At 44.5% G+C, this 13,253-nt stretch carries 15 protein-coding genes; 5 read left to right on the top strand and 10 right to left on the bottom strand.

Features of this window, described 5'->3' with window-relative positions:
- Nucleotides 1-173: 173 nt before the first annotated feature.
- Nucleotides 174-647 carry a TspO/MBR family protein gene (locus tag QUB26_RS21470; RefSeq protein WP_333244364.1) on the bottom strand — a complete coding sequence of 158 codons (474 nt, stop codon included), beginning with the start codon at nucleotides 645-647 and terminating at the stop codon, nucleotides 174-176.
- 230 nt (nucleotides 648-877) lie between these two features.
- A complete protein-coding gene (locus tag QUB26_RS21465) occupies nucleotides 878-1,459 on the bottom strand; it encodes a hypothetical protein (RefSeq protein ID WP_333244361.1) in 582 nt (193 codons plus the stop codon).
- A gap of 72 nt (nucleotides 1,460-1,531) precedes the next feature.
- Between QUB26_RS21465 and QUB26_RS21460 the strand changes: the two genes are divergently transcribed.
- Both QUB26_RS21460 and QUB26_RS21455 read left to right on the top strand, forming a co-directional pair.
- On the top strand, nucleotides 1,532-1,684 hold the full coding sequence (locus QUB26_RS21460) for a hypothetical protein (protein WP_333244358.1): 153 nt from the start codon (nucleotides 1,532-1,534) through the stop codon (nucleotides 1,682-1,684).
- A 144-nt stretch (nucleotides 1,685-1,828) separates the two neighbouring features.
- The gene (locus tag QUB26_RS21455) at nucleotides 1,829-2,143 is read left to right on the top strand and encodes a zinc ribbon domain-containing protein (protein WP_333052014.1); all 315 of its coding nucleotides are present in this window, start codon (nucleotides 1,829-1,831) and stop codon (nucleotides 2,141-2,143) included.
- Between the two features lie 271 nt (nucleotides 2,144-2,414).
- Here the strand turns inward: QUB26_RS21455 and QUB26_RS21450 are convergent, their stop codons facing one another.
- On the bottom strand, nucleotides 2,415-3,266 hold the full coding sequence (locus QUB26_RS21450) for a DUF1232 domain-containing protein (RefSeq protein ID WP_333319646.1): 852 nt from the start codon (nucleotides 3,264-3,266) through the stop codon (nucleotides 2,415-2,417).
- A gap of 112 nt (nucleotides 3,267-3,378) precedes the next feature.
- Here QUB26_RS21450 and QUB26_RS21445 point away from each other — a divergent pair, with 112 nt between their 5' ends.
- Nucleotides 3,379-4,203 carry an NAD-dependent epimerase/dehydratase family protein gene (locus QUB26_RS21445; RefSeq protein WP_333319643.1) on the top strand — a complete coding sequence of 275 codons (825 nt, stop codon included), beginning with the start codon at nucleotides 3,379-3,381 and terminating at the stop codon, nucleotides 4,201-4,203.
- A gap of 60 nt (nucleotides 4,204-4,263) precedes the next feature.
- On the opposite strand, the gene QUB26_RS21440 is transcribed toward QUB26_RS21445, so the two are convergent.
- From QUB26_RS21440 to sufB, 7 genes are all read right to left on the bottom strand, one after another.
- Entirely contained in the window at nucleotides 4,264-4,896 is a 633-nt protein-coding gene (locus tag QUB26_RS21440) for a Uma2 family endonuclease (RefSeq protein ID WP_333319641.1), read from the bottom strand.
- A 148-nt stretch (nucleotides 4,897-5,044) separates the two neighbouring features.
- Nucleotides 5,045-5,473, bottom strand: coding sequence for an Imm1 family immunity protein (locus QUB26_RS21435; RefSeq protein ID WP_333244345.1), 429 nt, complete (start codon nucleotides 5,471-5,473; stop codon nucleotides 5,045-5,047).
- Nucleotides 5,474-5,560: 87 nt separating this feature from the next.
- The gene (locus QUB26_RS21430) at nucleotides 5,561-6,505 is read right to left on the bottom strand and encodes a hypothetical protein (protein WP_333244342.1); all 945 of its coding nucleotides are present in this window, start codon (nucleotides 6,503-6,505) and stop codon (nucleotides 5,561-5,563) included.
- A gap of 114 nt (nucleotides 6,506-6,619) precedes the next feature.
- The gene (locus QUB26_RS21425; RefSeq protein ID WP_333244338.1) at nucleotides 6,620-7,882 is read right to left on the bottom strand and encodes a SufS family cysteine desulfurase; all 1,263 of its coding nucleotides are present in this window, start codon (nucleotides 7,880-7,882) and stop codon (nucleotides 6,620-6,622) included.
- A gap of 170 nt (nucleotides 7,883-8,052) precedes the next feature.
- Nucleotides 8,053-9,417: a Fe-S cluster assembly protein SufD gene (sufD, locus tag QUB26_RS21420; RefSeq protein WP_333244334.1), complete on the bottom strand. Its 1,365-nt coding sequence runs from the start codon at nucleotides 9,415-9,417 to the stop codon at nucleotides 8,053-8,055.
- The gene (gene sufC, locus QUB26_RS21415; RefSeq protein WP_333319637.1) at nucleotides 9,414-10,205 is read right to left on the bottom strand and encodes a Fe-S cluster assembly ATPase SufC; all 792 of its coding nucleotides are present in this window, start codon (nucleotides 10,203-10,205) and stop codon (nucleotides 9,414-9,416) included. Before sufC ends, sufD begins: the two co-directional genes overlap by 4 nt.
- 247 nt (nucleotides 10,206-10,452) lie before the next feature.
- The gene (gene sufB / locus QUB26_RS21410; RefSeq protein ID WP_333207742.1) at nucleotides 10,453-11,895 is read right to left on the bottom strand and encodes a Fe-S cluster assembly protein SufB; all 1,443 of its coding nucleotides are present in this window, start codon (nucleotides 11,893-11,895) and stop codon (nucleotides 10,453-10,455) included.
- Nucleotides 11,896-12,083: 188 nt separating this feature from the next.
- Between sufB and sufR the strand changes: the two genes are divergently transcribed.
- Both sufR and QUB26_RS21400 read left to right on the top strand, forming a co-directional pair.
- Entirely contained in the window at nucleotides 12,084-12,791 is a 708-nt protein-coding gene (sufR, locus tag QUB26_RS21405) for an iron-sulfur cluster biosynthesis transcriptional regulator SufR (RefSeq protein WP_333319634.1), read from the top strand.
- Nucleotides 12,792-12,898: 107 nt separating this feature from the next.
- The coding region (locus tag QUB26_RS21400) for a hypothetical protein (RefSeq protein WP_333319631.1) at nucleotides 12,899-13,253 on the top strand (355 nt) is incomplete at its 3' end.

Below are 13,253 nucleotides of genomic sequence, written 5' to 3'. Positions count from 1 at the left end.
CCGTCCAAAAAGGACGGGCGGGACGCCCATCCCACAATAACAATTAAAATTGTAAGTTATTTAATTCGCGCTCCTAAAGAAGCCGGGGATCTAACAGCGAGCACATTTTAGGTTTAAAAGGTGCTTTTTTTCTCTGCGTGCAATCCCATTAAAATGACTAATTCCATGAGAGGCTAAACATCCGCCGGATTTAGGTGCATCATTGCCCAAGTGGTGTAAGTGCCGATCGGACTCCAAAGTATGTAAGGCAGCAATAACAGGGCGGCTGGCTCGGAAACTTGCAACACACTTAAAGCTAGCATTACGCTTAAAATAGCGCCCGTTCCGCCGATTATTGTGCCGACTTTTAGGCTCCTAAGTTTGCACATAACCGAGGTATAAGACATAGTTACTATTTCTAAAAGTAGGTACAAACCCATTCTCAGCCAAGTCTCCTGAGTTCCTGGTTGTTTTTCCCACACTATCACTGCTGACCAAGCTGCACAAATAAAAATTACTGTCCAAATTAGCGGAATTGCTTTTTCAATTACTAGCCATCTCGGACGCTGCAATCGGTTGAACCATTGGATGTCGCTGGGCGCGATTATGTTAGCAGCTAGTGCTACTACAAAGGCGACGCCTCCAATTACCATCCAGGATTTAATCATTTTTTTACCTTGGGCTAGATTTACGTCTTAGATCAAACATATATTTTAGGTAATTCCAGCGCAAAATATATCTGCATCCAGTCTTAAATTTATAATTCACAGGTAACGGACACTTGAAAAGAGTAAATTTATTGCCTTTACAGTCCTGGAGGCAGAACCTAATTATGTAGGGTGCGCTAGGCGCACCTTACCGCTATAAGTAACGCTTAGTCTTTCAACGAAATCGGCAGCTAGCCGAGTCGGTGATGCTGTTCTAATTCTAAGCTAGAGTCATCTTCTTTTTTGGGAACCAGAAGCGTATTTTCGCTGCTCGGTTGCAACACGGCTTTAATCACTTGGAGAAAACGGTTAGGCTTTTTGGTTTGACCGTTGAGAGTGCGGCGGTCTTGCACTTTTTTAGAAAGGTGCCGCATCACAGATAAATCGAGTTCATCGATGAAATGGTCTGCTATACGTTCTCCCATTAAATCAATAGCTTCAGCATACTGATCGGTCAGCGTTTCTATAGCATCGTATGCTTCGTCAGCAACTTGACTTGCTACTGTTTTATTTTGGTCGCCCGGTGTCTGGGAATTGGTGCGGCGTCGGTCTAAAAGACTTTGGTACTCAGCAATGCTCATTCCCAAATTGTAGAGATGGTGGTGAGCGTGATCCATCAAATCTACTTCACTGGGATAGAAGAAACCACGGGTGCTGTTGATGCCGTGCAGTTTTGCCCAACGCCGCAGAGTTGTCTCATCTTGCAGTTGGTATCGCTCCAACATTTGAGCTGTGTTCAGCTCTACTTCTGGCGTAACTTTGAAATCGCTCATCGGTAAATCCTCGGTGGTGAGTAAATAAATAAATTTGAAACTTAGAATCTGTGATTTGCGTACAGTCTGAAAATGATGATCAATCCTTTGACGGCATTCACGGAAGTCTTGCGGGCATTTGCTAGCCGTCGATCGTGCGATCGTGCGATCGAGTCAGAGGATTTCAGGGTAGCGTACTTTTGGGCTTTGTCTCGATCGCATCCGGGAGCAAGCACACAGGGTTAATAATATAGCTGATTTATGGTTTCAACAACCGTTAAAAATAGTAAAGTTTAATTTTTAGGGTTGAATTATTAGTAATGTTGAGCTATAATATTCTCAATAACCGTGCAATTAGTAATTTTAGTAGTTGCAAACGAGATTCTTAGTATGCCTGTATACGATTATTTGTGTCCCGAAAACAACCAGCAGTTAGAAGTTTGGCACAGCATGAACCTGGAAGTTTCGACTTGGGGCCAACTGTGCGAGTTGGCGAAGCGCGAACCCGGGGAGACTCCCGCAGATGCGCCGGTACGCCGACTGCTGAGCGCTCCGAGGTTGATGAAGCCGACATCGGACACCGATTATAAAAATCAGGGGTTCAGCAAGTACGTGAAGCGGGATGAAGGGGTTTATGAAAATGTCACGGCTAAGGATGGTGAAAGCCGTATTGTCAATCGAGATGGTAAGCCGATTAAAGACTGAAAATCCACAATAACTAATCAAGTTTTCAGTTGAGTCAATTACAGATATTGGGTAGGGACACGGCAGTGCCGTGTCTTGTATCTTACCTGTATTTTATCCGATTGACAACTGCTATATTCTTCAGATTATGTTAGTCCGATTCATATCATGTTCGGTCGAGCGATCGCGATTGTTGTAGGGGCGGGTTCACCAACAATACCTGCCAATAATTGATAATCTTAAAAACCCGCCCGACCGGGATATTACGGTTAATCGATCGGACATAATATTATTAGCCAAACCAATCTTTCATTTTCTGTTTGGCTTGTTCTTTAGTATCAGCATTAATGTATACTGAAACAGTAGCTATTGCCGCCAGCAATACTCCCAAATCGTCGGTAAATCCGATACCGGCTAATATATCGGGAATAGCATCAACAGGAGATATAAAATAGGTCAAAGCTCCAACTACAACTCCTTTTGCCCAAGCAGGCACGTTTGGGTTCTGAGCCGTATAGTAGAGAATCAAAGCTTTTTCAACTACTTCTATTCCTGCGGTTAAAGCAAAGTTTTTAAGCTTAACCCAAAAACTTTCATCTGAATAGTTGATTGGGGGGTTGCTGAGGTTTCTTGTGGTTCCTTTTCGGTCGATTAAATCGAGAGGAATGCCCTTAGTTTTAAGCTGGGAAACAGCAGAATTGAAGGATTCTGATGCCTGATTTTTATTAGGCGCGGCCTCCCGTGTTTGTTTCATGTCTGCGATGAATTCCTGCATGGCTTGGATTTGCAAGTCGGAAACCGCCAGCAGTTTTTTTGCGGATTGGATCGCCTCGCTTTCTGCCGGATGCAGCGTCTTATTTGCGCCAGCAATATTAATTAAAAAATACATGACTCCCAAACGCAGCGGTTGTTGTGAATGGCTGAGTGTTTGCAAACAGTCGCCCAGTGATGGGGGACTGGCTGTGTAGGATTGGATTTGAGTCTTTGCAGAGTCAGAAAATTTGTCTAAATTTATGGTTTTAAACAACAAATCTAGTTCGTCAATATCAATGGAACCGTCGGCGGCTGCGATCGCAAACAAAGAACCATAAAAAGCTAAAAGTTCGCTTTCTGAGGAGGTGGCAAAAATATCTCTCTCGGACATGATGCTACTCCGATTGATAACGACGCTTTGCATTTTACCACAAAACTCAGCGCGCCATGATTTCAGAAACCGGCAATAATTTTAGACAGCATGAAACAATGGAGGATTTTTTATGAAAGTTGCGATCGTCGGCTGCGGCTATGTGGGTACTGCGACAGCCAAACATTTACGCGGCAAATCTGATTGTACCGTGACGGCGACAACTACCACGGCGGCGCGAGTAGTTGAGTTGGAGGATGTCGCCCAGCGGGTAGCCGTGCTCAAAGGAAATGACAAAGATGCAATGACGGCTGTATTGCAAGAACAAGATGCTGTTATGCTGTGCGTCGGTGCTCCAAATCCTCATGCTTATCGGGAAAGTTATTTAGATACTGCGACAACTTTGGTATCAGTTTTACAGCAGATACCGACAGTAAAACAGGTTATTTATACGGGTACTTATTCTGTGTATGGCGATCGCCAAGGTGAATTGGTAAATGAAGAATCACCCGTCGCACCGACTAATCCAAACAGTGAAATTCTGGCAGAAACTGAACGAGTTTTATTAGCAGCATCTAGTCAAAATCTTCACGTCTGCATTCTCCGTTTGGGAGGAATTTATGGGCCGGGGCGAGAATTAGTTAAAATCTTTGGACGTTGGGCTGGGAACACTCGTCCTGGTAGGGGGGAAGATGCTACAAATTGGGTGCATCTGGATGATGTTGTTGGGGGGTTGACATTTGCTTTGGAAAATCGATTGCAGGGAATTTATAATTTAGTTGGCGATGTGTCGCTATCGAGTGGTGAATTGCTCGATCGCATTTTTGAAACTCACAATCTGCCTAAAGTTTCTTGGGATGGAAGTCCTAGCGTGCGGCCTTATAATGCGAAGGTATCGAATCAAAAGATTAAGGCAGCCGGTTATCAGTTTGTTCATCCTGAGATTAGGGAGTTTTAATAGTCTTGGGCGCAGCACCTAATTATGTAGGGTGCGCACTGCGCACCTTGCTAGAGAATATTATATTTTACCCTTAACCCAACTCCTAAAGGATTTCAGCAAAGCCATTTCCCCTATCGTTTGAGTGCGATCGAAAAACCCAGCCATTTCTGCTACCGATACAAACGGAAAAGCAATACTAAAGTCGCACTCAACATATTCTGTCTCTACCAACTGATAAAAATTCAAAACTCGCCCGTTATACAGCCAGAGTTCCGGGACGCGAAGTGCGGAGTAAATGGCAAACTTATTAACTGAACTGCTGGTAATATCTATTTCAATTGCTAAATCTGGCGGTGGGGCTGTTTCTAAATCCAGTTCTTCCCTGTCTCTGACTGCTGGTTCACTTTGGATATAATAGCAATTGTCAGGTTCTATGCCTTTTTTAGCCCGTTCTCGCTTGAGAGTCATTGAGCCAGCACTTTTGATTTCAATTCCGAGTTCTTCTGCTAAAATGAAAATGAAGCGATCGGACTTAATCTTGGGATTTTCATGTTCGTATAAAGGACTCATAATTTCCAACATCCCGTTATCATAAGCTATGCGATAACCTCGCTTATCGCCTATTTCTTTGAGCAGCGTTTCAAAGGTCTGCCAGCTAATGTTTTCTAGCAGTGTTCTCTGTTCGGCTAAACTTGAAGTAGTAGCAATCATCTCAAAATCTCCTTGAGCTGAGAAAACTCTAGTTTTATTTTACCACAAGCCAAGATACTATCAAAAAAGGGCGCTCTTTTTTAAACCGCAGATGCACGCTGATGAACGCGGATGAAAAAAAAGGCGCTCGCACTTCACTTAGGTTGTGTTAAATCTTATTTGATGACACCGCTAATTCTTTTTCTTCTTCCCAAGACAGTGATATTTGAAGTTGTCCTGATACTGTAAATGTTTGAGCTGCCAACAGTGCCGTCTCTAAATTTACACACATCCTGGCAGAATAATTACCTTCTTGTCCGCCGACAACTAGCTTTTCTATTGCATCTGGTTTTGATGGATCTACTAAATTATGGAAGCTAACGTTATCAAAAGTTACGTTAACAATATATTTGCCGGATTCGCCGCCACCAATGCTCATATAACACTCGTCATCTGCACCCAAGGTAACTAAAGTTTTAGTTTTCCCATTTAACTCGCGGATGGCTTGTTCTATTTGACTCCAAGTAGGACTTTCTATTAAGTCACCTTCATCCTGGTTGCCCAACCAATTTTCTGCTGATAGGTTTAACACAAACATTATCGCCTCCTTGTATTTGGGGTGTGATCGCTCTCTTCTTCATCCGCGTTCATCCGTGTTCATCTGCGGTCAAAAAAAGGGAGATCGCTAGATTAAATAATTATCTCTATAGCGCTCCTGTGCCATTTGTCGTGCTTCAAATTCATTCCATTGCTGGATAGGTCGTAAAGTTTCTACAGTTGTCAATTCATCGGGAATTGGTGTACCTATTATTTGATTGATTACTTCCGCTATTACCCGACAACAGCTTTGTGGCCAACAGACTACTTGCTCCTCAGCAAATCTAATGACTATCCATCCTTTTTCTAAAAATAGTTGATGGCGCTGATTTTCTTGGACAAGCACTTCGTAATTTTTAGGCTCCCCGCTTTCATAGTGATAAGGTTTATCAATTGTTATATCAATACGTAAATTGGTTAAATTATCAAAATAACAAATTTCTATACAGTAAGGTTGATAAGAATGGTTTTTTTGGATGATTAAATTGTTATTAATTTTATTTGGGAATAATTCCTGTAAGTTATTATAAAATTTACTTTCAAGCCACTGAGACTTTGTACTGACAATTCTACCTTCAGGAGGGACGGTTTTTATGATAATATCTTTAATTATCTGATAGCGATACTGTTTTATCTTTTCAGGTTTTTGGGATTCTGCTATCTGCCGTTTATGCTGAATCTCACGCTTTTTCCATTCTGCTAACAAATCTTTATAATCTCGCATTTGTTGCTTGTATTGATTAAGTGTCCGTAAGTAATACATTTGTTGTTGCCAGAAGTTCAAGGCAGTAACAAAAATTCCCCCTACAGAAATATAGACAGTGATGGTAATATTTCTACTGGCAATCAGAGAAAGAGTTGCAAAAGGAATAATTAATGGGAGAGATTTATAAAAAAACAAAAATACATCAATTGGTTGGGGCTTATAACTAGGAGGTAAAGGTTTTGGTTCACTAAATTTCCATGTGAATGGAACTGCATCTAGAGCTTGAATAACAGGGTCGGGCATGAGGATAATAGGGTATTGATTCATGTTTTTTAGTGGTTGTATTATTAAACTATAATACTCAACTATTTTCACGAGATATTCCGTTCGCCAAAGGCAAACAATGTTCTAACAAGGTGGGCAAATGCCCACCCTAGCAAATTATCCCATAATCCCACCAAAAAAGTCGATCGTCTCTTTCAACGCTTTCACAAACACATCAATCTCCTCGCGAGTATTGTAAAAATACAAACTCGCCCGCGCCGTAGATGAAATGTTCAAATAGCGGTGCAAAGCTTGCGTGCAGTGATGCCCGGAACGAATCGCAACTCCCTCCTGATCTAACATGGTAGACAAGTCTTGAGGGTGAATTTCTCCCGCAGTAAATGCCGCCAAAGCTGCCCTACCTTCGCCGTTGCTGTCTGGTTGTGGCCCGTAAATTTTGATTTCGGGAATTTGCCGTAATTGTTGGAACATATAAGCATTCAATTCTGCTTCGCAAGCGTGAATCTTATCCATGCCAATGTTACTAAGATAATCGATTGCTGCACCAAGGGCGATCGCCTCGCCGATTGCAGGCGTGCCGGCTTCAAATTTGTGCGGCAAATCGGCATAGGTAGAATAATCGAGAAACACGTCAGCAATCATCTCGCCGCCGCCGAAAAACGGAGGCATTTCTCTCAGCAAGTCCAGCTTACCGTACAGAAAACCGATGCCAGTCGGAGCGCACATTTTGTGACCGGAAGCAACCAGCCAATCACAATCCATTGCTTGCACGTCTACTATCATGTGTGGCACGCTTTGGCAAGCATCTATTAAAACTTTTGCGCCGAAACTGTGGGCAATTTCGCAGATTTCTTTGACAGGACTAATGCAGCCTAAAGTATTAGAAACGTGAACGGTTGACACCAATTTAGTTTTATGGGAAATCAGCGTTTTAAACTGTTCCAAATCAAACTCGTTAGTTTCCGTTAACTCGACAAACTTCAGCACCGCACCGGTTCTTTGAGCCATCATTTGCCACGGCACGAGATTGCTGTGGTGTTCCATTACCGACAGGATAATTTCATCTCCGGCTTGCAGATTGCTCAAACCCCAAGAATAAGCAACCAAATTAATCGCTTCGGTGGCGTTGCGAGTGTAAACAATTTCTTGTCGCGACGCCGCATTTACAAACGCAGCAACTTTATCTCTAGCACCTTCGTAAGCATCAGTCGCTTTGGCGCTGAGAGTGTGAGCGCCGCGGTGCACGTTTGCATTGTATTGTCCGTAGTAATCACGCCAAGCGTTGAGCACAGCTAGGGGTTTTTGAGAAGTAGCTGCATTGTCTAAATAAACTAGCGGTTTACCGTTAACTTTTTCATTCAAAATTGGGAAGTCGCCGCGAACTTTTGATGCAAGTGTTTTTTCTTGAATAAGTGTCATATTTTTTGAAGTTAGTGATTTGTCGTTGGGTGGGGGCGGGCTTACGAGATTGTTGGTTTTAGGCAATTAATTATTATTCGTGAAACCCGCCCCTACAGGCTGTTAAAAATGGTGCAAGATGTTGTAGGGACACAGCAATGCTGTGTCCTCTGTATCCTCATTTGTATGAGTTATCCTTGGACTGCCACGCAGGTAGAAAGCATTTTCGCCACCCCAATAATTGGTAATTGATTGAGCATTTCCGCCGCAAAAGCATCGATTAGCAAATAGCGGCTTCTTTCTAAATCCAAACCGCGACTTTGCAAGTAGAAAAGTTCATCATCTTCTAATTGACTGACAGTTGCACCGTGGGAACATTTAACGTTGTCGGCCACAATTTCTAACTGCGGTTTAGTGTCTACGCGAGCTCTCGGCGACAGCAACAAATTACGGCTCAATTGTCCGGCATCTGTTAATTGTGCGGCTTTGCGAACGAAAACTTTGCCGTTAAATACAGCGCGAGCTTTGTTGCCGATAATGCACTTGTGCAATTGGCGGCTTGTACCGTGGGGGTGATTGAAATCGATTACACTGTGAGTGTCTGATAACTGTTCGCCAAAGGCTACGGTTAAGCCGTTTAAAGTTGTTTCTGTGGCTTCGCCGCGCTGAAAAACTTCTAAATTGTGCCGCGATATTTTGCCTCCCAAGCTGATAGCATGACAAGTATAACGGCTGTTGCGAGATTGTTCGATCGCACTTTTGCCGATATGAACAACTTCCCCACCTTCCCGCTGCAGCCGAACGTGATTCACAGTGGCGTTTTCGCCGACAATAACATCCGTTACAGCATTAGTAAACGCTGGTACATTACCGATAGTTGCGTAATCCTCAACTAGCGTGACATTGCTTCCAGGCTCAGCTATGACTAAGCAGTGCGGCTGGGACATCGTGGGAGATGCACCGGGCGCTGTCAGGAACAGCAAGTGAATCGGAAGGTCGATCGACATATTGGCCGGCACGAACACCACCGCAGAATCCGCCAAACCCGCAGTATTCAGCGCCGTAAACACCTCGGTTTGCTGTCTGTGCTTGCTCAAAACATCGCTGATGCGCCCTTGATATTTTTCGGGTACATTGGATAGATTACCTGCGTAAAAGTCGATCCTCTTCGAGGGCTCCGCTAACGGCAAATTCGGAAAAACCGACGACTCCACCGTTGACAAATCCGGCGCATAAAAACCGTTGACAAATACCAATCTTAATGGTAAATCTGCCTTGTTTTTCACTGGCATAATGATATCAGCCAGCTTAACTTTTGACTGATTGCTCTGCGGTATATGAAAAGGAATTTGCAACACCGACGACAAATCAGTAAAGCGCCATTCTTCATCCTTCACCGTCGGAAAAGTCGAAGAAAGCACGTATTCAGTCGCCGCATCCCGCAAATCCTGCAACCCGTAAGCCGCACTTTTGTTATTAACAGCCTCCAACTTGCCGCACTGATTCACCAAATCAGTCAAAAACATTTCCCTACTAGCAACTTGCGTATTCATCATCGCGCGCCCACTCCTGCTGCTTCCTCTTCCACAACCCAGTCATAACCGCGCTCTTCCAATTCCAGCGCCAACTCTTTCGGGCCAGTCAAGATAATTCTGCCCGCTTCCATGACGTGAATAAAATCAGGAATAATGTAATTCAGCAACCGCTGATAGTGAGTAATCACCAACATCGAATTCTCAGCAGTTGACAACTGATTCACACCACCGGCGACAATCTTGAGAGCATCGATATCCAAACCCGAATCAGTCTCGTCCAAAATAGCTAATTTCGGTTCTAAAAGCGCCATTTGCAAAATTTCATTTCGCTTTTTCTCACCGCCGGAAAAACCCTCATTTACGCTGCGGCCTAAAAAAGAATCATTCATCTTGACAATATCCAGCTTTTCCTCGATTAAATCTTGGAAATCAAAAGCATCCAATTCTTCCAAGCCGCGATGTTTGCGGTGAGAATTGTAAGCCACGCGCAAGAAATCCACATTGCTAACGCCCGGAATTTCCAAAGGATATTGGAACGCTAGGAAAACGCCAGCCAAAGAGCGTTCTTCCGGCGGTAATTCCAGCAAATTTTGACCCAGAAAAGTAACTTCTCCGCCCGTTACCGTATAAGCAGGATGACCGGCTAATATCTTGGATAAAGTGCTTTTTCCCGAACCGTTCGGGCCCATAATCGCGTGAATTTCACCCGATTTAATTTCCAGATTCAAACCCTTAAGGATTTGGGTATCTTCCACATTCGCAGTTAAATCGCGGACGGATAGCACCACTTGACTATTTTCAACAATCATCTATTTTTGTCCTTTTCCTCAATGCACTTTACAGTTTTTTCTTCTCGTTCCTAGGCTGTGCCTAGGAATGCCTGTCGCGAGGCTCTGCCTCGTTGGAAACGGGAGAGAGAAATGTGAGGCAGAGCCTCTAGATATGCGTTACCAGGCAGAGCCTGGTAACGAGGGTTTCTCGCCCGCCAAAATATTTTCTTCCTGACATCCGTTACATCCGTTACATCCGTTACATAATCCGTTGCCGAACTTCCTTCTACCCGACACTTCCTTCGAGTTTCAGACTCAACAACTTGTCAGCTTCCGCCGCAAATTCCATCGGCAACTGATTGAAAACATCTTTACAGAAACCGCTAATCATCATAGAAATAGCATTTTCTGCGGAAATTCCCCGCTGTGCGAAGAAGAATAATTGCTCTTCCCCAATCTTAGAAGTAGAAGCTTCGTGTTCCACTTTAGCCGTATGGTTCTGCACTTGAATATAAGGGAAAGTATTCGCTTGAGCGTTATCCCCAATCAGCATCGAATCGCACTGAGAGTAATTGCGAGAGCCTTTAGAATTCGGCCCCATCTTCACTAAGCCGCGATAGCTGTTGGATGAATTTCCCGCCGAAATTCCCTTAGAAATAATCGTGCTGCGAGTGTTTTTACCAACGTGGATCATTTTGGTGCCGGTGTCAGCTTGCTGTTTGTTGTTTGTCAGCGCTACGGAGTAGAATTCGCCCACCGAGTTGTCGCCGACTAACACGCAACTGGGATATTTCCAAGTAATCGCGGAACCGGTTTCTACTTGTGTCCAAGAAATCTTAGAATTTACTCCCTGACACAAACCGCGTTTCGTCACGAAGTTGTAAATGCCGCCTTTGCCGTTGGCGTCGCCAGCGTACCAGTTTTGCACTGTTGAATATTTGATATCCGCATTGTCCATTGTTACCAATTCCACTACGGCGGCGTGCAGTTGGTTGGTGTCAAACATGGGGGCGGTGCAGCCTTCGAGGTAAGACACTGAGCTGTTTTCTTCTGCAACAATTAAGGTGCGCTCGAACTGGCCGGAATCTCCGTTGTTGATGCGGAAATAGGTTGACAATTCCATCGGGCATTTTACGCCTTTGGGAATGTAAACAAAGGAACCGTCGCTGAATACGGCGGAGTTGAGGGCTGCGAAAAAGTTATCGCCAACTGGTACGACGCTGCCGAGATATTTTTCTATTAGTTCGGGATAATCTTTGACTGCTTCTGAGATGGAACAGAAAATAACGCCATCTTTGGCTAACTTTTCTCTAAATGTTGTGGCAATTGAAACGCTATCGAAAACGGCATCGACGGCGACATTTCCGAGCCGTTTTTGTTCGGAGAGGGGAATGCCGAGTTTCTCGAAGGTTTCGAGCAGTGTCGGGTCAACTTCATCCAAACTGTTGAGCTTTTTGGGCTTTTGTTTGGGCGCGGAATAGTAGATAATTTGTTGGTAGTCGATCGCGGGATAGTTGACGTGGGGCCAGGTGGGCTCGGTCATTGTCAGCCACTTCCGGTATGCTTTGAGGCGGAATTGCAGCATGAATTCCGGTTCGTTTTTCTTGGCGGAAATCAGGCGGACTACATCTTCGCTCAAGCCGCGGGGGATGGTGTCTGACTCGATGTCGGTGACGAAACCGTATTTGTAGGGCTGGTTGACTAAGGTTTTGACTGTGGTAGAACTCATTATTTTGCGTGTTCAGTGTTCTAGATAATGCTCTCTGGATGGCAGACGGGGCAATGCCTGTCTGGGCTTGAGCGAGTTCTGCTGGACTGCTCTGGGTAGTTAAACAACAATTTTGTTGCTTTACTATATTTTAAGCTACATTAACAATAGTGATATTGTCAAAGTCAAATTAATAATTTTTTGTGAAGATGATGGAGACTACTCAGCAGACTTCCACGAAACAAGACATCCTGGAATATTTGCTCAAGGGGGGGCAGGGGACGGCTCTTGAGTTGGCGGAGTCTTTGGATATGAGCCCGCAGGCGATTCGCCGTCACTTGAAGGATTTGGAAGCGGAGGGGCTGATTCAGTATCAGTCGGTTCAGGCTGGGATGGGGCGGCCGCAGCACATTTATGAGCTTACCAGTCAGGGGCGCGATCGATTCCCGAATCGTTATGGTGATTTTGCTGTCTCTTTCCTGGATACGTTGGCGGAAACCGTCGGCCGCGAGCAAGTGATTACTATCCTGCAAAAACAGTGGCAGCGCAAGGCGACGGAGTATCGGCGGCTGGTGGGTGCGGGTTCGCTGCAAGAGCGGGTGACTAAGTTAATGGAACTCCGCAGGGCTGAAGGTTATATGGCTGAGTGTTATCCTGTAGAATCGGTAGAGGTTGGGATGTGCGATCGCGCTGGGAAGGGCGATCGATTTGTGTTGATGGAACACAACTGCGCGATTTCTAATGTTGCTGAAACTTTTCCGAGTGTGTGTGGCAATGAGTTGGAAATGTTTGCGGCGGTTTTGCCGGATTGTATTGTGGAGCGGACTCACTGGATTATTGATGGGGAACACCGCTGCGGTTATATGATTGCCAGAAGGAAGGAAGAAGTTCGGCAACAGGCAATGTACGGGATTTAACGGATGTCACGCATGGAAGTTCGACAACGGATGAGTGTAACGGATGTCACGGATGTCAGGGATTACCAATTACCGATTACCGATTAGCAATTACCAATTTTTAATATATGGAACCGCTAGCAGATTTTTTAAAGCCGGAAGAGTGCGCCGAAGTTGATATGGCGCTGCTGTCGCCGAAGGAGAAGTTTTCGGCACGGCTGGCAATTTATGCTTTGAGGGTGCTCAAGCAAATTGCTGGGGAGACTGGGAAGCCGGTGGCTGAGGTGACTAATGGGCAGGTGATGGATTGGATTAAGAATGATGAGAGTATTAAAGGGTCGATCGAACTTGATGCGAGTTTTGAAAACTTTTTTACGAATTTGGTAATTGCGTCTTTGCGGCCTTTGAGGCAAATTGCGACAGAATCTGAAAGCGCGATCGAACAATTAACAGTTAAGCAGGTCGTGGCGTGGTTTGTGAAGG

Source organism: Microcoleus sp. B4-C1, assembly GCF_036705285.1.
In the GTDB taxonomy this organism is placed as follows: Bacteria; Cyanobacteriota; Cyanobacteriia; order Cyanobacteriales; family Microcoleaceae; genus Microcoleus.
The sequence above is the reverse complement of the archived record's forward strand: the minus strand, read 5'-3'. Positions and strand labels throughout refer to the sequence as shown.